Source organism: Hyphomonas sp. BRH_c22 (assembly GCF_000961795.1).
Classification (GTDB): domain Bacteria; phylum Pseudomonadota; class Alphaproteobacteria; order Caulobacterales; family Hyphomonadaceae; genus Hyphomonas.
Window position 1 is genome coordinate 1 of record NZ_LADU01000116.1, and the last position, 21,584, is coordinate 21,584.

At 64.2% G+C, this 21,584-nt stretch carries 20 protein-coding genes and 1 pseudogene; 6 read left to right on the forward strand and 15 right to left on the reverse strand.

The window, feature by feature from the left end; genetic code table 11:
• On the forward strand, positions 1-542 hold a 542-nt coding region (locus VR74_RS16395), incomplete at its 5' end, for a methyltransferase domain-containing protein (RefSeq protein ID WP_045698602.1).
• Positions 543-774: 232 nt separating this feature from the next.
• Positions 775-1,620, forward strand: a complete 846-nt coding sequence (locus tag VR74_RS16400; protein WP_299950900.1) for a GGDEF domain-containing protein — start codon at positions 775-777, stop codon at positions 1,618-1,620.
• Here the strand turns inward: VR74_RS16400 and VR74_RS16405 are convergent.
• Positions 1,617-4,064: a PAS domain-containing sensor histidine kinase gene (locus VR74_RS16405; RefSeq protein WP_045698604.1), complete on the reverse strand. Its 2,448-nt coding sequence runs from the start codon at positions 4,062-4,064 to the stop codon at positions 1,617-1,619. The two genes, VR74_RS16400 and VR74_RS16405, sit on opposite strands and share 4 nt — an antisense overlap.
• Positions 4,065-4,258: 194 nt before the next feature.
• Between VR74_RS16405 and VR74_RS16410 the strand changes: the two genes are divergently transcribed.
• The gene (locus tag VR74_RS16410; protein ID WP_045698606.1) at positions 4,259-4,861 is read left to right on the forward strand and encodes an EF-hand domain-containing protein; all 603 of its coding nucleotides are present in this window, start codon (positions 4,259-4,261) and stop codon (positions 4,859-4,861) included.
• Between the two features lie 130 nt (positions 4,862-4,991).
• Here VR74_RS16410 and VR74_RS16415 read toward each other — a convergent pair whose 3' ends face one another.
• The 12 genes from VR74_RS16415 to VR74_RS16470 all read right to left on the reverse strand — a co-directional run bounded on the left by VR74_RS16415 (position 4,992) and on the right by VR74_RS16470 (position 15,925).
• Positions 4,992-5,297: an HPr family phosphocarrier protein gene (locus VR74_RS16415; RefSeq protein ID WP_299950903.1), complete on the reverse strand. Its 306-nt coding sequence runs from the start codon at positions 5,295-5,297 to the stop codon at positions 4,992-4,994.
• Positions 5,297-5,701 (reverse strand): PTS sugar transporter subunit IIA, encoded by a 405-nt coding sequence (locus VR74_RS16420; protein ID WP_045698628.1) that lies wholly within the window; start codon positions 5,699-5,701, stop codon positions 5,297-5,299. Before VR74_RS16420 ends, VR74_RS16415 begins: the two co-directional genes overlap by 1 nt.
• A 61-nt stretch (positions 5,702-5,762) precedes the next feature.
• The gene (gene dapB / locus VR74_RS16425; protein ID WP_045698630.1) at positions 5,763-6,635 is read right to left on the reverse strand and encodes a 4-hydroxy-tetrahydrodipicolinate reductase; all 873 of its coding nucleotides are present in this window, start codon (positions 6,633-6,635) and stop codon (positions 5,763-5,765) included.
• Positions 6,636-6,668: 33 nt separating this feature from the next.
• On the reverse strand, positions 6,669-7,523 hold the full coding sequence (locus VR74_RS16430; protein ID WP_045698608.1) for an ion transporter: 855 nt from the start codon (positions 7,521-7,523) through the stop codon (positions 6,669-6,671).
• A 34-nt stretch (positions 7,524-7,557) separates the two neighbouring features.
• Positions 7,558-9,951, reverse strand: a complete 2,394-nt coding sequence (gene pheT / locus VR74_RS16435) for a phenylalanine--tRNA ligase subunit beta (RefSeq protein ID WP_045698610.1) — start codon at positions 9,949-9,951, stop codon at positions 7,558-7,560.
• Positions 9,951-11,027, reverse strand: coding sequence for a phenylalanine--tRNA ligase subunit alpha (pheS, locus tag VR74_RS16440; RefSeq protein WP_045698612.1), 1,077 nt, complete (start codon positions 11,025-11,027; stop codon positions 9,951-9,953). The genes pheT and pheS overlap by 1 nt, the downstream gene beginning before the upstream one ends.
• Positions 11,028-11,150: 123 nt before the next feature.
• On the reverse strand, positions 11,151-11,513 hold the full coding sequence (rplT, locus tag VR74_RS16445) for a 50S ribosomal protein L20 (protein WP_045698614.1): 363 nt from the start codon (positions 11,511-11,513) through the stop codon (positions 11,151-11,153).
• 42 nt (positions 11,514-11,555) lie between these two features.
• On the reverse strand, positions 11,556-11,759 hold the full coding sequence (gene rpmI, locus VR74_RS16450) for a 50S ribosomal protein L35 (RefSeq protein WP_045698632.1): 204 nt from the start codon (positions 11,757-11,759) through the stop codon (positions 11,556-11,558).
• Positions 11,760-12,737: 978 nt separating this feature from the next.
• Positions 12,738-13,076 (reverse strand): I78 family peptidase inhibitor, encoded by a 339-nt coding sequence (locus VR74_RS16455; protein WP_299950909.1) that lies wholly within the window; start codon positions 13,074-13,076, stop codon positions 12,738-12,740.
• Complete coding sequence (gene infC / locus VR74_RS16460) at positions 13,073-13,612, reverse strand: translation initiation factor IF-3 (protein ID WP_045698616.1); 540 nt, start codon at positions 13,610-13,612, stop codon at positions 13,073-13,075. The genes VR74_RS16455 and infC overlap by 4 nt, the downstream gene beginning before the upstream one ends.
• A 97-nt stretch (positions 13,613-13,709) precedes the next feature.
• Entirely contained in the window at positions 13,710-14,747 is a 1,038-nt protein-coding gene (locus VR74_RS16465) for a glycosyltransferase family 9 protein (RefSeq protein ID WP_045698618.1), read from the reverse strand.
• A gap of 17 nt (positions 14,748-14,764) precedes the next feature.
• Positions 14,765-15,925 (reverse strand): glycosyltransferase family 4 protein, encoded by a 1,161-nt coding sequence (locus tag VR74_RS16470; protein ID WP_299950912.1) that lies wholly within the window; start codon positions 15,923-15,925, stop codon positions 14,765-14,767.
• Positions 15,926-15,983: 58 nt separating this feature from the next.
• Between VR74_RS16470 and VR74_RS16475 the strand changes: the two genes are divergently transcribed.
• The gene (locus tag VR74_RS16475) at positions 15,984-16,739 is read left to right on the forward strand and encodes an alpha/beta fold hydrolase (RefSeq protein WP_045698620.1); all 756 of its coding nucleotides are present in this window, start codon (positions 15,984-15,986) and stop codon (positions 16,737-16,739) included.
• On the opposite strand, the gene VR74_RS16480 is transcribed toward VR74_RS16475, so the two are convergent.
• Complete coding sequence (locus tag VR74_RS16480; RefSeq protein WP_045698622.1) at positions 16,736-18,478, reverse strand: tetratricopeptide repeat protein; 1,743 nt, start codon at positions 18,476-18,478, stop codon at positions 16,736-16,738. The genes VR74_RS16475 and VR74_RS16480 overlap by 4 nt on opposite strands.
• A 215-nt stretch (positions 18,479-18,693) precedes the next feature.
• Between VR74_RS16480 and VR74_RS16485 the strand changes: the two genes are divergently transcribed.
• Both VR74_RS16485 and VR74_RS16490 read left to right on the forward strand, forming a co-directional pair.
• On the forward strand, positions 18,694-19,248 hold the full coding sequence (locus VR74_RS16485) for a hypothetical protein (protein WP_045698623.1): 555 nt from the start codon (positions 18,694-18,696) through the stop codon (positions 19,246-19,248).
• A gap of 148 nt (positions 19,249-19,396) precedes the next feature.
• A complete protein-coding gene (locus tag VR74_RS16490) occupies positions 19,397-21,121 on the forward strand; it encodes a diguanylate cyclase (RefSeq protein ID WP_045698625.1) in 1,725 nt (574 codons plus the stop codon).
• Between the two features lie 2 nt (positions 21,122-21,123).
• Here the strand turns inward: VR74_RS16490 and VR74_RS16495 are convergent.
• A pseudogene (locus VR74_RS16495) lies at positions 21,124-21,584 on the reverse strand (SDR family NAD(P)-dependent oxidoreductase); the annotation flags it as partial.

The window sequence follows — 21,584 nt, forward strand, 5'->3', positions numbered from 1 at the left end:
TGTATACCGAACTCCTCTCCCGCGTCGTCGGCGATACGGGACAGGTCTACATGCAGAACCCGCCCGCCTTTGATGCCTTCCTCGGCGATACCGTTGAAAAGCGCGTCGATGGGCGGCTTGCCAATGTCACCAAGGTCAGGGCGCCGTTTGACGACCTCTCCGCCGTGCCGGATGCCTCGGCCGATCTCGTGACATGGCTGCTCGGCCCGCACGAGCTCTGGTACACGCCGGACGGGGCAGAGCCCGGCGCGCTGGGCGATCCGGAAGGCGCCTTCGCTGAAATCGCCCGCGTCACCCGCCCGGGCGGCGCCTTTGTCGTGCTCGACCACATGGCCCCGGCAGGGTCTCCCGCCACGACCGGCGGCGAAACCCACCGCATCGACAAGGCCATCGTGATCGCGATGGCCGAGGCCAATGGCTTCACCCTGACGGAGGAAAGCGGCCTGCTGGCCAATGCCGAAGACGATGGCAGTCTGAACGTGTTCGACCCGGCCATCCGCCGCAAGACCAACCGTTTCCTGCTCAGGTTCACGAAGGACTGACGGCCGAACCTGCCGCAGCCAATACGCCGGCCGGGCGCGCCATCGCGGCCGGCCGGATGATGCCCTTTCCACGCCCGGCTGCTTCATGCCTTCGCAATCCTTAATGCCGGCGCTGAAACTCCATCTGCCTGCTTCAGCCGATCTGAACCCCGCTGCTGTAGATTTCGCCGTTATGGTGGAGGGTATGCGGGTGGGTCCCAAAGGGTTCTTCGTGCGATGGGTTCGGGAGCGAATGCATCCGAAATTGGAGTCCCGAGCCGACGTCGTGCGCGTCGCGATTGGTTCCACAATCGTGATTCTCGCCGTCATCGCACTTGGTGAACTGGCCATTTCCACGTGGCTCGGTACCAATTTGTGGATGGACCTCGTACGCGGCATGGTCCTCGGCACCCTTGTCGGCTTTCCGGCCTTCCTGTTCAACGCCACCGTCCTGCACCAGAATGTCATTCTCCAGCGCAAGTTCCGCAGCGCCTATCGCATCGCGGCCCGCAATTCCGAGGACATAATCAGCAAGAACCAGGAACTCGAAGCGGCGCAGATGCGCCTGGCCGAGCTCGCCAATTCCGATTTCCTCACCGGCCTCGCAAACCGCCGCCGGTTCGAACAATCCTTTGCCGACGCCTTCGGTGCGGCCGGCCTTGGCGGCGCACCCTTCACGCTGATCCTGCTCGATCTCGACAATTTCAAGCAGGTCAACGACGCGTACGGCCATGATGCGGGGGATGCCGTCCTCCAGAATGTCGCCAAGCGCATCCGCGCCACGATCGGCGAACGGCCCGGAGTCGCAGCCCGCCTCGGCGGTGACGAATTCGCGATCCTGCTTTGGGAAACCTTTGATGGTGCTGACGCTGCCGCCTTTGCCTCGGAACTCCAGGATGTCCTGTCGCGCCCGCATTCCTATCGCGGCAAGGCGCTTCACGCGCCATCGACGGTCAGCGTCGGCTTCTATTCCATCGCCTTCAGCTCGGCATCGGAAATGTTCGTCGCAACCGACAAGGCCCTGCTCGGCACCAAGCGCAGCGACCGGATCGGATTTGCAAAGACCGAACCCGACGACGAATTGTCAATCGCCAGCTAGGCGCGCGCGTCTGCCAGCATGAGGTCCGGCGTTCCGGCATGAACGACCGCCTGGGCGGGCAGCCAGCACGTCACTTCCAGGCCGCCGCCCTCAACCGGCTTCATGCCGACCGTGCCGCCATGCAGGTCGACGAAATGCTTCACCAGGGCGAGGCCAAGGCCGGCGCCGCGCTGGTCACCCGACACGAAACTGTCGAAACTGGTGGCGCGCTTGTCCGCATCCAGCCCCTTGCCATTGTCGCGTACTGACAATGTGACCATGTCGCCGATCCGCTGCGCCGAGACAACGATCTCCCCGCCGGATTCGGTAAACCGCAGCGAGTTGGAAATCAGGTTGAACAGGACCTGGCGAATGCGGCGCTGGTCGGCGCGGATGACGCCCAGCTTGCCCTTGACGTCGGCCCGCACCGTAATCTCTGTGTCTTCCGCCTTCGACACGACCATTTCGATACTCTCGTCTATCACGTCGCGCAGCTGGACATCTTCCAGGTCGAGATCCATGCGGCCCGCCTCGATCATGGCGAGGTCGAGAATGTTCTCGATCAGCTTGGACAAATGGTCGGATGCCGAGAGGATGGCGCTGACATAGTCCGACTGGCGATCCGTCAGCTGGCCGTTGCGCTGGGTTTCCAGCAATTCGGCATAGCCGAAGATCACGGTCAGCGGCGAGCGCAGCTGGTAGCTGACATTGCGCACGAATTCCGTCTTCAGCCGGTCGGCGGCCTCGAACGCTTCGGCGCGGTCGCGCAGCGCCGATTCCACGCGGCGCGTGGCCGTGACATCGGCAAAGGCGATCAGCGTGTTTCCATCCGGCAGCGGATGGGTCAGGTAGGTCAGGATCGACCCGTCGGAGCGGCGCATCTCGCCGGTCGTCGACTGGCGGGCCCGCGCGGACGGATCCGTGATATGGCCCTTTATGGCGTCCCAGATTTCGACATCGTGGAACAGCGGCACACAGGCCTCGATCACGGCCGAATAGTCCGGCTGGTCCTTCAGCAGGTCGTGCGACAGGCCCCACAGGCGCTCGAACGCATGGTTGAACAGCTTGAGCCGCCCATCCCCGCCGAACACCGCAACGGCCTCGTGCAGATTGTCCAGCGTCGAGGTCTGCGTCTTCACGATGGCATTGAACTTGGTCTTCAGGTCCAGCTCGCCGGTAATGTCCTTGAACAGCAGCAACAGTCCGCCCATCGGGTGGCGCTGGCGCGTGACAGACAGGGTGCGGTCATCCGGCAGCGACCAGATGTCTTCCTTCACCCCGTCAATATCGAGATAGTAGGACAGTTCTTCCGCGCGCCACTCGGCATAGTTCGTCCGGGCCGGCAGCTTGCGGCGCTCGCGCAGCCGGTCCAGCAGCTGGCCATGCGTCGGACGGTCGAGCAGGAAGGTCTCGTCGAGGTCCCACATGTCGCGGAACGCCTTGTTGTAAAAGGTCAGCTTGCGGTCAGCGCCAAAGATCGCCACGGCATCGGCCACATGGTTCAGCGTCTCGTCATGCGCGCGGACATGGCGGTTCAGTTCCTCGCGCGCATTTTCCTGCGCCGTCACGTCGAACGCCATCGCCCCTGCCCCGCCTGACAGCGGGAAGGTCAGCACACGCATGGCCCGGCGTTCGCCATTGATCACCATGTGGCGCGTCTCGTCGATATCGACGCCTTCGGAAATCGTCTTGCGCGCCTGTTCGGCAGCCGCCTGGTCCAGCATCAGCTGGCGGTCCAGGACGCGATCGAGATTGATGCCGTCCACCGCCTCGATATAGGCCGGGTTCACCCATTGCAGCTTGCCCATGCCCGACACGCGCCAGGCCGGGAAAGGCGACTTGCCCAGCATGTCGAGGAAGGCCGTCGGATCGCGCGCAATCACCTGGCGCGCTTCTTCCAGCTTGCCGCGGGCCGAGCTTTCTTCCAGTCCCTTGATCGTCGTGTCGGTCACCCAGACCACGGCGCGGGCCCCGGCCGTGCGGCCGTCCGCCTCAAGGAATCGGCCGGACGGACCAATAATCGTCAGCGAAAAGGCCTGCCCCGTCTCGCGCAGCTCGCGCAGGCGAATCCGCAATGTCGTGTCCTGTCCCGCACTGTCGCGGGCCTCAAGGTCGGCAAGGCCCTCGATGATGCGCACCGCCGGATCCATCGACAGCGCATCATCGGTAAAGTTCAACAGGCCTGCCAGCGCGACCGGCGAGCCATAAAGTTCCGGCGGAATGATTTCATCGCCATCGGCTTCCAGCGCATTGCCCTGCCAGACAAGGATCACGCCGGGATGCGCACCAAGGACTGACCTGTGCTCTGCCAGCGCGGTTTCAAGCTGTGCCGACCGGTCGCGGAACTTGCGCGCAGCGCCGCGCGCACCGTCCGAAACCCGCAATGCCCACAACAGCGCCGCAAGTCCCAGCGACGCAGCGCCAGCGGACATGATGATCGGAACCTGGTCTGCACTTATCGCCATAATCTTCCAATTCCATCGCCGAATCGGCCGCTGTCAGGCAGCCGCAAGAAGTTAACGGAATGCTCCCATTCCATTAAGGCGGCGTTAACGACGGTAGAACCAGCGCTGCGGGTGCGCAAGGTAACTGAATCGTCATGTTGCAAATAAACAACAGCCGCATACTCTGCCTCATGGCCACCCCACAGGTACCCCATATGCGCCCATCCTTTCTGGCAACTGCCCTGACCGCGGCCCTCTGCCTCGCCGCGCCCGCCTTCGCGCAGAAGGCCGTCACGCCTCAGTCCGTCACGCTCGTGAATATCTCGGACCATGACACCGCCGAGGCCGACGACATTGTCCGACTGCCCGGCCAGGGCGAGGTGAAAAAGGGTGACCGGCGCACGCGCCACGCCGCAGGCCGCCTTGTCGCCGGTGGCGGCCTGGTGATGAGCTTTGACGCGGACGACAATGGCCGCGTGACGCCAGCAGAGCTAAAATCCGGGGCGATTGCCGCCTTCGCCGTTGCCGATACCAACCAGGACGGCCGCCTCAGCGCGCTGGAACAGCAGGACTGGGCCCACAGCCTTCCGACACGCGATGACACCCTGGCCAATCCCGTGCGCTTCGACCCCAATCTGGACCGGGTCGTATCGGAAGGGGAATTCGTCGCCGTGGTCGCCCAGCTTGCAACCACCTATGCTGACGCGGATGGCAATATCTACGTGTCAAAGCTCGAAGCGCCCGATCCGAAGGCATCAGACACCAAGCGCCAGTGGAGTGATCTGGAAGAACCGGACATCTTCGCCCGCGTCGAATAGAGCGGCGTGCCGAAAAGTGGACCCGGTTTTCGGGGACACGCCGCGAACAATAAGAAATTCTGGATCAGAGTGCTGATTCTTGGAATCAGCACTCTGATTCAGGCCAATACAGCCCAACCAGGCGCCGGTTTCAGCAGATTTCGTCTTCCGGGCCGCGCTCGCCAAAGCCTTCGGCGATCAGGCTGGCAATCGCGGTGACCGCTTCGGCCGCTTCAGGCCCCTCGGCCCGCAATTCGACTTCGCATCCGATATGGGCCACCAGCATCAGCAGGTCCATGATCGACCGCGCATCGGCGCATTCGGCCTCATGACAAACCGTGACATGGGCATCGAACTGGCCTGCGAGCTTCGACAGGCGCGCAGACGCCCGCGCGTGCAGGCCCTTGCGGTTCACGATCATGACGCGCTGGGTGGCTGTTGTCGCCGCCTTCTGCACTAGGTCGACTTCGCCAGCAGGTCAGAGGCGATACTGATATATTTGCGGCCGGCTTCCGCCGCCACCTTGGCCGCCTCGGCCAGCGGCAGCGTCTCGCGCACTTCGGCCAGCTTGATCAGCATGGGCAGGTTGACCCCTGAAATCACCTCGATATTGCCCGCCCCCATGATCGACATGGCCAGGTTTGACGGCGTGCCGCCGAACATGTCTGACAGGATGATGACGCCCCGGCCGCTGTCGCAGGATTTCGCGGTTTCGCGGATCTGGTCGCGCCGCGCCTCGATATCGTCCTCGACCTCGATGGAAATCGAGCGAAAGCAAGGCTGTTCGCCCACGACATGCTCCGTCGCGGCGACGAGTTCGCGTGCAAGCTTGCCATGGCTGACGACAACAATGCCGATCATGCCGGAACCTTCCAGGGCCATTCTTTACGAACTTGTCATGCTGCCACGCCTCAGCGCCGCGTCAACCCTGATTCAGCCGTTGCTCTGCCGGGCCAGCCTCAGACGCACCAGCCAGCCCCAGCACGTCATCCATGCCGTAAAGGCCGGGCTTGCGGCCCTTGACCCAGTTGGCCGCCTGTACGGCGCCATGGGCAAAGACCTGCCGGTCGAGCGCGGTATGGGTCAGCGTCAGGATTTCCATGTCGGAACCGAAGCTCACCGAATGTTCGCCGATCACGTCGCCCATCCGGCGCACCGAAAAGCCGATCTGCCCGGCCTGGCGCTCGCTGTCCGGGCCGTCATAGGGCGGGCTGCGCAGGTCATCCAGCACGCTGCCCCGCCCCTCGGCGGCCGCATCGCCCAGCATCAGGGCCGTGCCGGATGGCGCATCCACCTTGCGGCGATGATGGGTCTCGAGGATTTCAATGTCCCAGCCTTCGCCGAGCCGGCCCGCCGCAATCCGCGTCAGCGCCTGCAACAGGTTGATCCCGAGCGAGAAATTGCCCGCCTTCACGATCGCAAACTGCGCTGCGGCCCGGTCGATTTCCCGCTCCTGCGCCGCGCTGAAACCGGTCGTGCCGATCACGACACCGCTGACGCGCGTATGCTTGAGCGCGTCCAGCGCCGCCAGCGTGGCCTCGGGCCGGGTGAAATCGATCCAGACACTGGCATCCGCCGCCGCGGCAACCGGGTCAGTCACCGGCCGGATGCCCAGTATCCGCCGACCCGCCAGTTCACCGATATCCCGGTCAAACGGCCCCTTGCCCGGCGCTTCGGTGCCGCCCGCAACGGACAGGCCCGCATCCAGCGCGCTCGCCACCAGCTGGCGCCCCATGCGCCCGGCCACGCCGGCAATCGCCACGCTGAAATCGCTCTGGTTCTCTGTATCGGTCATCGGGTCCTTTCCCATGCGCAGGCTGCGCCCGCCTCAGGTCTCGTCCATATCGGGCCGCAGGCCCGCTTCTGCTTCGATTTCCTCCACCCTGTCCTTCAGCTTGGCAAGCTCGCGTTCGCGCAACTCGTCGGAAAACGCGCTGGCAAACACACCCGCCGGCAGCGCCACAACGCCAATGCCGGCAAGGGCAATCACGGAGGCAAAAATACGCCCCAGCGGCGTCACGGGATAGACATCGCCATAGCCGACCGTGGTCAGCGTCGCGATGGCCCACCAGATCGCCCGCGGGATGGACTGGAACATCTCCTGCTGCTTGCCGCCTACTCCTTCAATGAAATAGAGCGCCACGGCCGAGACATAGACCAGCGCCAGCGCCAGCGCGAGCGTCGTCAGAAGCTGCGATCCCGCCCGCTGCACCGCCGCGCCCAGCACATCGAAGGCGGGTACGAACCGCGCCAGCTTGATCAGCCGGAAAAGGCGGAAGACGCGCAGCGCTACCAGCGGCATCCCGCCGCCCAGGATCAGGACAATCATTTCCGGCAGGAAGGCCAGCAGGTCCGCGATCGAATGGAACCGCGTCATGTAGCGCAACCGGCCCCTGAACCCGGCATATTCCGCGCTCAGCCCGCTGACATAGACACGCATCACGTATTCGATGGCAAAAACCGTGACCACAACGACATTGAAGATGTCGAAGCCCAGCTGCCATCCGGGGCGCGCGGTCAGCGTTTGCTCGGTCTCCAGCGCCAGCGAGACGAAACTCAGCAGGACCAGCACGATGATCAGCCAGTTGATGCGCGAAATGCCGCTCTCGCGCGCTTCGGGCACAAGTTCCCGGTACAAACGGTGGCGCAGGCCCTGCTGAACGGCGATCTGGTGCACAACCATCGAAACTGAGCCCCTACCCGGAAACGCGGATTCCCTAGCCTCTTAACACGCCGCCCGCGCCTTTGGCGACAGACGCGACAACCCGGTCCATCAGGCCCTGGATGTCTTCGTCCGTCATCTTCTCGCGCGGCTGGATCATGATTTCGAAGGCGACCGATTTCTGCCCCTCCGGCACGCCCTTGCCCTGATAGACATCGAACACATCGGCTGAAACGATCAGCTGCTTGTCCGTGCCCGTCGCGTGTTTGACCAGGTCGGCGGCCGGAACAGACTCGGCCACGAGGAAGGCCAGGTCGCGGCGGATCGGCGTCAGCTCGGCGCGTTGCAGCACCGGCTTGGTCTTCGTCGGCTTCACCTTCATCTGGGGCAGCGCATTGAGGTTCAGTTCGAACCCGAACATCGGCCCGTCAATACCCATCGCCTTCAGCACGCCCGGATGCACCGCGCCGAAATGGCCAACCGTCACTTTCGGCCCCAGCTTCAGGCAGGCCGCCTGCCCCGGATGCCAGTGCGGCTGGGTCGGCGGCGCCACCACGAACCGCTCGCCCGGCTGTCCCAGCGCATCCAGCACCGCGAACAGGTCGGCTTTCGCTGCAAAGGAATCATAGGCATGCGGCGCGCCCTGCCAGTGGCGCTCACTGGACGGACGCACAATCCCCGCCGCGGCCCAGCGCTGGTCCTTGGGGCCATCGCCCAGATAGACCGGGCCGACCTCGAACAGGCGTGCGCCGCGTTCGCCATGATTGGCGGCGCGCTGGGCGGCCACGGCCAGGTTGCCGATGATCGACGGGCGCATCTGGTTAAGCTCGCTCGCAACCGGGTTGGCCACGGTCAGCGCCGGATCCAGCTTGCCGAACAGCGCCGCATGATCCTTCGCCATGAAGCTCCATGTCACCGCCTCGAGGAACCCGCGCGACGCCATCACGCGGCGCGACACGCGCACCCGTTCCTGGATCGGCGTCGTGATCGCCCGGCGCCCGCCTGCCAGTTCCGGCAGCGACGTTACCGGCAGCGAGTCATACCCGATCAGCCGCGCCACTTCCTCGACCAGGTCAGCCGACTGTTCCATGTCGAACCGGAAACTCGGCGGCAGCAGGTACCAGGCATCGCCCGCATCCTCGATGTCGAATTCCAGGTCTTTGATTATGCGGCGCATCTCCGGCAGCTTCACGACAAGGCCCGTCAGGCGTTCCACATCGGCCGGATAGAAGGTCACCTTGTCGATCCGTGCCGGGATGGACCCGGCCACGCTCAGTTTCGACACAGCGCCGCCGCCATGCGCCAGGATCAGTTCCAGCGCCAGGTTCACCCCGTCAATACAGCTCTGCGGGTCCACGCCGCGCTCGAACCTGTAGCGCGCATCGGAATGAATGCCAGTTGTCCGGCCCGTGCGCGCCGTGCGCAGCGGATCGAACCAGGCGCTCTCGATGAACACGTCCACCGTCTCGGCCGACACCGCCGTTGAGGCCCCGCCCATTACGCCGCCCAGACCGATCACGCCGCTGCCATCAGCAATCACGCACATGTCCGGCGTCACCTTGTAGGTCTTGCCGTCCAGCGCATCCAGCGTCTCGCCGGCCTTGCCCAGCCGCGCTACGACAGCGCCGCGCAGCTTGGCCGCATCATAGACATGCAGCGGCCGCGCGCGGTCCAGCGAGATATAATTGGTCACATCCACCAGCAGCGATTTCGGCTGGATACCCACCGCCTTGAGGCGGGCCTGCATCCAGTCCGGCGACGGACCATTCGTCACGCCGCGGATCATCGCCCCGGCAAACATCGGGCACGCTTCCGGCACTTCGAGCTTTATCTCGATCGGGCAATCATAGCTGCCGGGCACTTTCTTCGCGTCCGACCGGATGAACCGGCCGGCACCGGCCGCCGCCAGATCGCGCGCAATGCCCTGCACGCCCAGCCAGTCGGGCCGGTTCGGCGTCACTTCAAAATCGATCACCGGATCGTTCAGGCCCAGCGCCTGCGCCGCCGGCATGCCCAGCGGCAGGGAATCGTCGAGGTCGGCAATCCCGTCATGGTCCTCGCCCGCATTCAGTTCCTTGGTGGAACACATCATGCCGTGGCTTTCGACGCCGCGAATGGCGCGCGGCTTCTTGTCCAGCGCAAAGTCGAGGCCCGGAATATAGGTGCCCAGCCCGGCATAGATCGCCGTCATGCCCGCACGCGCATTCGGCGCGCCGCACACGATCTGCTTGGTGCCGTCCACAGTCTCCACCGTGCACACGCGCAGCTTGTCGGCGTCCGGATGCGGCACCGCCTCGATCACCTTGCAGACGGTGAAATCCTTCAGCGTCTGGTTCGGATCGGTAACTTCTTCGACCTCCAGCCCCGCCTTCAGCATCAGCGCCAGGATCTCGTCCAGTCCGGCCTTGGTCGCAAGGTGGTCGGACAGCCAGGATAGCGTGAATTTCATCAGCTGAGCCCTCCGCTCACGGACGGCGTCGTCCACGGCGCGAAACCATAATGGCGCGTCCATTGCGGATCCGCCTCGAAATAGGGCCGCAGGTCCGGCATACCGTATTTCAGCATGGCGAGACGGTCCACGCCCATGCCGAAGGCAAAGCCCTGGTGCGTCGCCGGGTCCAGCCCGCAATTACGCAGCACGTTCGGATGCACCATGCCGCAGCCCAGCACTTCCAGCCAGTCCGTGCCCTTGCCCACTTCCACCGTGCCGCCTTCGCGCAGGCATTGCACGTCCATCTCGGCCGACGGCTCGGTGAACGGGAAGAAGTGCGGGCGGAAGCGCGCCACGACATTGTCCACCTCGAAAAAAGCCTTCACGAAATCGATCAGGCAGCCTTTCAAATGGCCCATATGGATGCCCTCCTCGATGACGAGGCCCTCGACCTGGTGGAACATCGGCGTATGCGTCGCGTCCCAGTCATTGCGGTAGACACGGCCCGGCACCAGGATGCGCAGCGGCGGCTTCTGGCTCATCATGGTGCGCACCTGCACCGGGCTCGTATGCGTGCGCAGCACTTTCGGGTCGCCGCCTTCGGGCGCCTCCAGGAAGAATGTGTCATGCATCTCGCGGGCCGGGTGGCCTGCGGGGAAATTCAGCGCCGTGAAATTGTGCCAGTCGTCCTCGATGTCCGGGCCCTCGGCCACGGTGAAGCCCATGTCGCCGAAGATCGCCGCGATCTCCTCGAACACCTGCATCACCGGGTGCAGCGTGCCCGCGCGCGGGCCGGGCGCCGGCGGCAGCGTCAGGTCAACCTTCTCGGTCGCCAGCTGCGTTTCCAGCGCCTCGGCCTCCAGCGCCGCCTTGCGGACCCGAACAGCCTCGTCAACGGCCACTTTCAGCGCGTTCAGCTTCGGCCCGTTTTCCTTGCGCTCTTCGGGGCTCATCTTGCCCAGCGCGCCCATCAGGCCCGACACGCGGCCCTTCTTGCCCAGCTCGGCCACGCGCACCGCGTCCAGCGCGTCCAGGCTCGCCGCACCCGCAATCGCCGCAAGGGCTTCTTTCTCGATCGTACTGATATCAGACAAGGTTTCAGCCTCTCCTGGGATTCTGCGCGCTTTCTAGTCGCTTCGGGTCATCATGCAAACGCCAAAAGGAAAAGCCCGGCCTTGGGGGCCGGGCTCTCCTGATTTGCAGCACGCGGGTGCAGCCTAGGCGAGCGCGGCTTTCGCCTGCTTGACCAGTGCGCCAAACGCGTCGGGTTCGCGGATTGCGATGTCGGACATGACCTTGCGGTCAACCTCGATACCGGCCTTGGTCAGGCCGTCGATGAAGCGGCTATATGTCAGCTCGTCGTCGTGGATGCGCACAGCCGCGTTGATGCGCTGGATCCAGAGCGAGCGGAATTTGCGCTTTTTGACCTTGCGGCCGACATAGGCGTACTGGCCGGCTTTCCAGACAGCCGCATTGGCGTTCGAGAACGTGTTCTTCGAACGGTTGCGGAAGCCTTTGGCCTGCTTGATGATTTTCTTGTGGCGGGCGTGGGCCGGCACTTTATTGCGTGAACGGGGCATGGTGGCCTCCTAAGTCAAGATCGGGGGGAAAACGGGAAAAGCCTAGAGGCCGTAAGGCAGGAACTTCTTCATGACGCGGGCGACATCAGCGTGCGCGGCCACTTTCGTGCCCCGGTTCTGGCGGATGTATTTCGCATTATGGCTGCTAAGACGGTGGCGTTTACCCACAACACCGTGCTTGAGCTTTCCGGTTGCCGTGATCTTGAACCGCTTTGCAGCGGCTTTCTTGGTCTTCATCTTCGGCATTTTCATCTCCTTTAGCGAGCTCTCACCCGTGGGCGGCCCTTGGTCAGTTCATGAGCAGAGGGGCATGCCGTTCGCCCGCACCACTCGGAAGAGGCGGCTTATGACGGATCAGGAACAGAGAATCAAGGGGCCGGATGCCCGATTCAGCAGACGTTTGCACCGCAAATCGCCGGAAAAGTGAGGGCCTGTCCCCCACCCGCGCCGGGCCGATACGCTGCGCGGCCGGAAAAAGCCCCGAATCTGTCCGACCGCAAGGCATTCCGGGGCAGTATTGGCCCTGTCATGACGGCAGGTTTCCCCCCTGCCCTCATGGGGGCCACAATCCCCCGGCAGCGGAGGGACAGGGTACGCGACCCTGTCTATCCCGTGTCTTGTCATAATGCGAAGCGGCCCCTGTTCCTCCGCCCGCCACACAACCCGAAACCGGAGGGCCAAACCGCCCGTCCGGCTTTTGGCGCTGAAGTTGGCAAAAGCTACCCCCTCCTCCGCTAAGAGGCTTCAAAGCCCAAAGCACAGTCGCTCAGGGCTTAGTGGTCAGAGTGGGTGCGCCGACTTTTCACCTTGGATGTTTTCCGCCACGAGATCACGCCGCGAATTGAGACATCGTGAGAAGTCTCACGTTCGCACTCAAATTCCTGGCTGACTTTTCGTTGAGGACGCATCTGAAGCATCACCGAGATAATGTTTACCAAGGTTCCAAGCAGGCTGAGGACCGGATCCATTGATCGCCCTCCAACTACCGAAGAAAAATTTCTGTCGGTACAAATAGAAAAGCCCCGCACAGAGGCGGGGCTTCAAAATTTTGGTTCAACCTTCGGAATCAAGGAAACCACAGGATTTTAGCCTGCTTTCCTTCTTGGGTGCGCCCGCGGCTCTGCACCAAATGGTGGCTATTGCGGATCAGCGCTCATCCAAGCCCATTGGACAATCGATTCGCATGCAGGTCAATCATAATGCGATTGAATGGAATTCAGTTCATCACCCGCACTTCAGGCCGATCACCCTTCCGGCTTCATCGGTCAGCACGTTCAGGCGGCCTTCGGCATAGTCCATCGTCACCTGCGTGTCCGGCCCGACGATGCGGGCGCGGTCCGGCAGGTCGGCGGCGGGAATGTTCGCGGCCGGCTGCCCGATATAGGATTCAAAGGCGGCCATCCCGCACGTGTCTTGAACGCGGTCCAAAACGTCCATCTCCGGTTTCGCCACACTGTCAGGCTCCGAAACCCCGGCAGGGGGTGCTTCGCCTTCGGTCTCGACCGGCACAGGCGCGCTGCAGGCGGCCACCAGCATCAGGGCCAGGCCCGCCAGCCGCCTCATCGCGGTGCCAGCACCATGGTCATCTGGCGGCCTTCCAGCTTCGGCTCGGTTTCCACTTTCGTGGTCTCCTCGAAATGCACCCGCACCCGTTCAAGCAGTTGCATGCCCAGATGCTGGTGCGCCATTTCGCGGCCACGGAAACGCAGGGTCACCTTCACCTTGTCGCCATCCTCGAAGAAACGCTGCATCGCGCGCGCCTTGACCTCATAGTCATGCGTGTCGATGTTCGGGCGCATCTTGATTTCTTTGAGTTCGCTCGAGCGCTGCTTCTTCTTGGCAGCCGCCTTCTTCTTGCGTTCCTCGAAACGCAGCTTGCCATAGTCGAGGATCTTCACGACCGGCACTTCCTGGTCGGGGGAAACTTCCACAAGGTCCATGCTCGCCTCGCGCGCCGCATCAAGGGCTGCTGCAAGGGGCATCACGCCCTGTTTTTCGCCGTTCTCGTCAATCAGGAGAACCTTGGCGGCGGTGATGTCTTCATTGGTGCGTGGGCCGACCTGTTTCTGCGGTCCACCCTGGTCTGGTCTGCGAGCTATGGCCTGTCTCCTTTGTGGCTGTTCATAGGCTTGGTGAATATGCCAGTGGTTGGCCTATTCATCAAGGCGCTTCGGTTGTGCGCTATTTCAGGTGAAGTCAAGCAGGCAACAGCCCAAGCGCCCTGACCGACTGCCAGACATCATCCACGCTCAGCTCTTTCAGCGTCGGGGCCGAATTGATGATGACCGGCGCTTTCGGGCCGCGCGGGGCCGAATGGTCCGGGTCGCTCTCGGTCAGCGCGAACAGGGCGATGCCCGGCGCCCCGGCCAGGGTCGCCATGTGCATCGGGCCGGTATCATTGCCCACCACGAACAACGCCTTCTCGGCCAGCGTCACGATCTGGAACAGGTCGGTGCGGGTCACCAGGTTCTTCACCCGCGGCTCGCGCCGCACGATCTCATGCGCCAACGGGCCTTCCGCCTTGCCGCCAATGATCACCGGCATGATGCCCTTGTCGGCAATCCGCGTCGCCAGTTCGGCATAGTGGGCTTCCGGCCAGCGCTTGGCCTCGCGGTGCGCCGAGGCGCCCGGGATCAGTAGCATGTAGGGCTGTGTCAGGGCGAAATAGGCCGGCTGCAGGCGCGGCGTGTCGCCCAGCTTGTGGCGCACCCATGACAGGTCCGGGAAAGGCGCGCTGGTGCCCAGCCAGCGCCCGCCCGGCGCCACGCCGGCCACTTCCAGCTGCTCGGCCAGCCGGTCGATCGAGTGCATCTTCCCGCGCTCGGCATTGTCATGGAAGAAGGCCGCCTTCTCATGGTGGCCCGACCAGAGCGGTGCCTTGCCCGACCGGTTCAGCGCGGTGAAATAATTGCGCGTCCGCCCGCTGGTCTGGAAATCATAGACGATGTCGTAATCCGCCTTGCGGATGCGCTGGATCAGCGCCGCCGTCGCCTTCATGCCCTCGGGCCGGCCATCGGTCTCCACCCGGTCGACATAGGGGCACAGTTTCCCGAATTCCTCGAAGAAAGGCGTCGTCAGCAAGGTGATCCGCGCCGACAGGTGCATCTCGCGCACGGCCTTCATCGCGCCCAAAGCGAGCACAAAATCGCCCAGCGCGCTCAGTTTGATAACGAGCACTTCCTTGGCATGGGCACCGGGGTTCACCGGGCTCACCTCTGTGTCTGTCTTCGCCATCCCTGCGTATCTGGTCCCTACTCCAGCAACCGCTTATAGACATGAAGCGTCGCCGCCTGAAGCCCCCGCTTGGAGAAATGCGCCCTGACATGCGCCTGGCCAGCTTTTCCCATGCCCGCCCGGGCCGATGCGCCGATGTCCAGCAGGGCCCTTATCGCCCCCGCCAGCGCGGCCGGATTGCCCGGTTCGGCCCGCGCGCCGGTCTCGCCCTCGATCACCGTCTCGCGCCCGCCGCCATGATCAGCCACGATCACCGGCCGCCCCATGGCCGATGCCTCCACCGCCACGCGGCCAAAGGCTTCCGGCCGGATCGACGGGGTCAGCACCACATCTGCCGCCAGGCACGCGGCGGGCATGTCGCGCTCATGCTCGGCCAGAAGCACCGTCCCGCCCAGCTTGTGCGCCAGGATCGCGTCTTCAAGTTTCGTCACATAGCCGGCCCGCCCCTGCGGATCGCCCGCCAGCACCAGCACAAGGCCCCTCAGCTCCTGCACTTCCATCATGCCCAAGGCCTCGATGGCGACCAGCTGGCCCTTCCACTCGGTCAAACGCCCCGGCAGCAGCAGGGTCAGGCGCTTGTCGCCCGCAATGCCCCAGTGGGCGCGGACCGCCTCGACCCGTTCCGGCGCCACCGCGGCAGGATCAAACCTCTCAAGGTCCACGCCGCGCGGGATCGTCACGATCCGCTCCGCCGGCACGCCATGCTCGGCGCCCACATGCGCGGCGATCCAGTTGGAATTGGCAATCACGAGGTCACCCTTCGCCATCACCGAATTATAGGCCTTTTTCAGCCTGGTCTTGCCCGAATAGGCCCCGTGATAGGTGGTCACGAAGGGCACGCCAACGGCCTTCGCCGCCCAGTAGGCGCTCCAGGCCGGCGCGCGCGAACGGGCATGCACAAGGTGAACGCCTTCCCGCGCAATCAGGCCCTTCAGCCGCTGCGCGTTGCGCGCCAGCACCAGCGGGTTCTTGGACTTGGCGTCCATCCGGAACAGGTCCCCGCCCAAAGCCGCAAACTCCTCCTCCAGCCGGCCGCCCCTGCTGGCCAGCAGGGCGCGGCCACCGGCAGCGACAATCGCCTCGGTCATCTCCAGCACGGTGCGCTCGACACCGCCGGCTGACAGTTCGGGCGCCACCTGCAGGATGGTCTTGCCGGTCATGTCCGGGAATTCGTCCAAAGCCGCTCTCGCCCCTCGCTCGCTTGACAGGCGAAACAGATGGAGGAACGGAAGGGTTATGACAACGTCCTATTTCACCACGCCGGGCGGCAACCGCCTCGCCTTTCGCCGCCGCGCCGCCAGTACCGGCCAGCTGACATTTGTCTGGATGTGCGGTTTCAAGTCTGACATGACCGGCTCCAAGGTGATGCGCGTCGAGGACTGGGCGGCCCGCACCGGGCACGGTTTTCTCGCCTTCGACTATTCCGGCCATGGCCAGTCAGACGGCGCATTTGAAGACGGCACGGTCAGCCAGTGGCGCGCCGACGCGCTCGCCGCGATCGATACGCAAACGGACGGCCCCCTGGTCATTGTCGGCTCCAGCATGGGCGGCTGGATGGCCCTGCTCAGCGCCATCGCCCGCCCGGACCGCGTGAAAGGCCTCGTCCTCATCGCGCCCGCGCCGGACTTTACCGAAAAGCTGATGTGGCCGGAATTTTCCGCCGCGGCCCAGGCCGAGATCATGCAGCAGGGCTTCACGCTGCGCCCGTCAGACTATGACGAGCCCTACACGATCACCCGCGCCCTCATCGAGGATGGCCGCCAGTGGCAGATCCTCGACGCGCCCGTCGCCTTCAATGGCCCGGTCCGCATCCTTCAGGGCATGCAGGACGCCGACGTGCCATGGACCCATGCCGCCCGCCTCGTCCACGTGATGACCGCCGAGGACCTGACAATCACCCTCATCAAGGACGGCGACCACCGCCTCAGCCGCGAGCAGGACATTGCCCGCCTCCTCGCCACCTGTGACGAGATGGCCGCAACCCTGGCCTAGAGCCGCGAACCGTCGAGCTCCACGTCCGAGTTGCGCCAGACAATGTCGAACATGTGCGTCATCTCGGCGGCCTCTTCGGTCTTGCCCTGCGCCTTCAGCGCCTTGATCAGGCCCGACATCGACCAGCCATTGTGCGGATAGTCTTCCAGGTCCTTGCGGTAGACCGCTTCGGCCTCGGCATGCTTGCCTGCCGCAACCAGCGCCTCGCCCAGCGATTGCCGCGTCGGATAGTACCAGAATGGCGGCTCCATATAGGGCAGCGTATCCTGCGCCGCGACTGCCAGTGTGAAGTGCGCGATCGCCGCCTCATGGCGCGCCTCGGCGCTGGCAATCTCGCCCTGCAGCAATTCGTCCGCAATCGTCAGCAGCGTGCTGGCCGGATAGTCCGCTGTATCGAGGAAGCTGATCTGCACACTGTCCTTCATGCCGGCCAGCGCCGCACGTTCGTCCTGCGCCATCTCCATGGCGCCGGTACGGGCGGCCGCAACGCCGCGGGCATAATGCCAGATCGCATTCGAGTAATCGAGCGTCTCCGGCGGCTGCGGTGTCGCCAGAACATCCTCCCACTGCCCGAACTGGACCAGCGACAAGAGCGGGATCGTCTTGAAGAATTCCACGGTCGGGAATTGTTCGATCTGCTCCAGACGGACATTGTCCGCCACTTTCTGCCCGGCCTCCAGCGCCATCTCGCGCTGGCCCGACATGCTCGCCGCCGCCCACAGGAAGTGGATATTGTGCGGGTAATACAGCGCCGGATAGAAGCCCTGCGCATTGCACTGCGCGATATAGTCCTCGTCCACCTTGGCCGCCGTGATATTGGCCTTCGCCGCGTCGTCATAGCGCCCGACGCGCCAGTAGATATGCGCCGGCATGTGCACAAGGTGGCCAGAGCCCGGCACCAGCCCGGCCAGCCTGTCGGCCTCATCCTCGGCCCGGCCCGGATCCTTCGAGGCTTCCACCGCGTGGATATAGAGGTGCAGCGCCAGCGGATGGTCCGGCGCCTCCGCGATAATCTCCTCCAGCGCCGCGATCACCTTCACCGTCTCGGGCTTCGGTTCTCCGTCGGCGGACCAGTAGTCCCACGGCATCGTGTTCATCCACGCCTCGGCATACATGGCCGCCGCGTCATGGTCGCCCGGATGATCGGCCACATACTGCCCCATCGCCTCGGCATAGGCCACGTCCAGCGGCTCGCGCGAGGTGGACGGATCGCCATTATAGCGTTTCGCCATGGCCTCGATAAGCGCCTGCTCGGCCGGGCTCGCTGTGTCCTTCAGCGCAATCGCCTTGTTGATCGCCGCAAAGGCCGAGGCCCGGTCGGCATCAGACATCACCGCCTTGCCCTTGCTGGTGACATTGATGTTCGGCCCCGTCGCCATCGCCTCGCCCCAGAAGCACATCGCGCACGAAGGGTCGAGCTTCTGCGCTGCCTTGAACGAGCGGATCGATTCCGCGTGGTTGAAGCCGAAGGCCAGTACCATGCCCTGGTCGAAATATTTCTGCGCGTCCGGGCTCGAGGTCGTGATCTCGCGGTGGAAGTTGCCCATGCCTTCGAACAGCGGCGCGCCGGCCATGGCCGCCACATCCTGCGTCTCGGCTTCAGGCGGCGTGGCCACCAGGTCCGCGGCCGGCGCGACTGCCGTGTCCGCCGTATCCGGGCCATACATCCACTCTTTGATATGGCTGCAGCCGGTCAGTGCGACAGCGCTCACGGCCATCACGAAAATCCTGTGTGTCATTGTCCATCCCCTTGTCGCGGGACTTGCCACCCAGCCGGTCAGAAGTCCCTGTCTGTTGGTAATTCTCCTCTAGCACGAATTTGCCCGGCCGTGATCCCGAAAATGATCCGCCAACGGCCCGGGAGCGCAATTACAAATGCGTAACGCTCCGACGGAACGGCCGGGCCGCATCGTTCAGGCCTGACACAAAACCAGGCTGGAAGGTTCCCCTCGCAATGAAGTCTCCCCACACTCGCAGCGTCGCCGCGGCCGCATGTCTTGCCGCCCTCACGCTCACGACCGCCTGCGCCTCCGGCGGCCAGCCGCCCCGCGAGGGCAGTGTCCTTCAGACTGGGGCCGCCGGCATCCAGGGCGGCAAGATCGCCCGCCCGGTCGCGCTCCTCTTCTCCGGCATGGACAGGGACCAGAACCATGTCATCGACGAGGCCGAACTGGCCCATGGCATTGCGCATGAATGGAAGGGCTTCAGCAACAAGGGCCGCGCGGGCGTCTCGGCCCTGTCGCTGGCCGAATGGTCCGTCTGCGCATTGGGTGACGCAGATGCCCTGCCCAACCATACTGCCTTTGACGCAAACTTCGACGGCGAGGTTTCCGAAGCCGAGTTCCGCAACCGCCTCACCAGCGAGTTCGCCCGGCTCGACAGGGACCATGACCTGCGCCTCACCCGGCCTGAAATGCTGATCGATGCCCCGGCCCGTACGCAGGCCCAGGACCGGATGCAGGGCGCCCCTCGCGGCGAGCGTCCCGGCGGCGGTCGCCCGCCCCGCTGATCCTGCACGGCCATTTCGTTAACAGGACCTGTACAGAACAGCGCAAATCCGGCCTGATGATCTAACCATAAATAGCTGATTTCGTGGCATTAATCCCAATGTGGAGCACGCGCTCCTCCTGGATTTCAAAGTGCCGCGAAAGACTATTATGCGTTTCATCAGCCGATTCATCAGCCTGCTTGTGGTTGTCGTCGTTTCGCTGACCTTCCCGTCGGAAGCGCAGCCGATCGAAGTTGGCGGCCTTGACGGGCGCATCGGGATTGGCGGCAGGATCGCGATTGCCGAGGACGTCGATCCGGCCGTGACGCTCGATCAGGTCATACAGCCCGACAGCAAGATTGTCTTCCACCCCAGCCCGGCCGATACGTTTCATGGCTCCGGCCAGTCCGGCGACATCTGGATCAGGGCCGACCTGGTCAATTCCAGCGAGACCGCCCTGCGCGGCAACCTGGTGATCCGGTTTCCCTATCTTGAAGTCGTGGATGCCTACCTTGTCGATGCGCAGGGTGTTGAACAGCAGGGCCGCGCCGGTTCGGCGGTTGCCCGGTCCGGCATCGCAATTCCAGACCCCTTCCCGGCTTTTGAAGTCGATGTTCCGGCGCAGGCGTCGCGCACGCTGTATCTGCGGGTTCACAGCAATACGATTGTCGTGCTGCCCATGTGGCTGCATGCCAGTGCGGATTTCCAGTTATGGTCGAAAGGGAGCATCGCCCTCCAGTTCCTGATCATCGGGATCATCTGCACGTTCACGGCCTATGCCATTTCGGTCGCCCGCACCTCGCAGCACAATGCCTATCGGCTCTATGTCGGTTTCTGCCTTTCAGCCGCGCTCTATATCCTGTTCTCGACCGGCATCGGCAAAGCCTTCTTCTGGCCGCACATCGACATCGGCACGATGACCCTGATCAACATGCTGCAGGCGGCCAGCACGGCCCTTGGCGGCCTGTTCATTGCGTCCTTCCTGAATGTCCGCTCGCGCTGGCCCGCTTTCAACGCCGTCATCATGCTGATCGCCGTCCTGTGCGCCGCATCGGTCCTGATCTCCGTTCTGCCGCCCCCCCTGGCCATGGCGCTCTACATGATCATGTCCAGTATCGGCCCGATCATCGTGCTGGCCGGCGTCTGGGTCATGCACCGCCGGGGCGTTGACGGGGCTGGCATGGTCCTGCTCGCCTGGTCGCCATCCATCCTGGCCTCCGTCTGGATGTATCTGCGCCTTTTCAACATCACGCCTTATTTCGAGATCAATCACTACATCGTGCCGATGGCGCTCTGCCTGACCGTGCTGCAGTTCAGCTCGGCCATCAGCAACCGGGTCAAGGCGGCCGAAGCCAGCGCCGTGACCGATCCGCTGACCGGCCTGTTCAATCGCCGCAAGCTGGACTCCGCCTTTGACAGCCCGAAGCAGCGCACCGAACCGCCCTGCACGGCCGTCCTCGCCATCGACCTTGATGGCTTCAAGGAAATCAACGACACGCATGGCCATGAAGCGGGGGATGCCGTGCTGCGCGTCATCGGCCAGCGTCTGACAAAGCTCAGCCGCGGCCGCGCCAAATCCTTCCGCACAGGCGGTGATGAATTTGTCGTGCTCTATTCCGAACAGGACGACCGCGCGGAAATACAGGCCTTCGGCAATCACTGCATCGCCCGCATCGGCCGGCCGATCCTTTTCGGCAACGAAGTACTGTTTGTCGGCGCCAGCGTCGGCATCGCCTTCGTGCAGAATGAAGGGGAATTCAAGACCGGCATCCAGCGTGCCGACGCCGCGCTCTACCGCGCCAAGCGTGACGGCAAGGGCGTCGTCCGCCTCTATGATGAACGCCAGCCCCCCGTCGGCAAGGAATCCTTCCGCCCGGCCCTCGTCGGCGGCTGATCTCAGGCGATTGCCTGTTCTTCCTCCAGCACGGCCGTCAGGCCTTCCCGGTAGGACGGATACACGGGCCGCCAGCCGAGCGCGCCCTTGGTCCGCCCGTTCGACACCCGCTTGCACTCGGCATAGAAGCTGCGCGCCATCGCGCTGAGGCCGGCGGCCTCAATCGCCATTTCCGGTGGCGGCGCCATGCCCAGCAGGCGGGCGGCAAAGGCCGTAACGTCCTGCGGCGGGGCCGGTTCGTCATCGCACAGGTGAAACACGCCGGTCAGGCCCGGCTTGCCCAGCATGGCCTCCAGCCCGCGCGCAATGTCCTCGACATGCACCCGGCTGAACACCTGCCCCGGCTTCACCACGCGGGTCGCGCTGCCATCCCGCAGCCGCCCGAACGGAGACCGGCCCGGCCCGTAAATGCCCGGCAGGCGCACGATCCGCGCCGCCCCGCCCGTTGCCGCCAACCATTGCC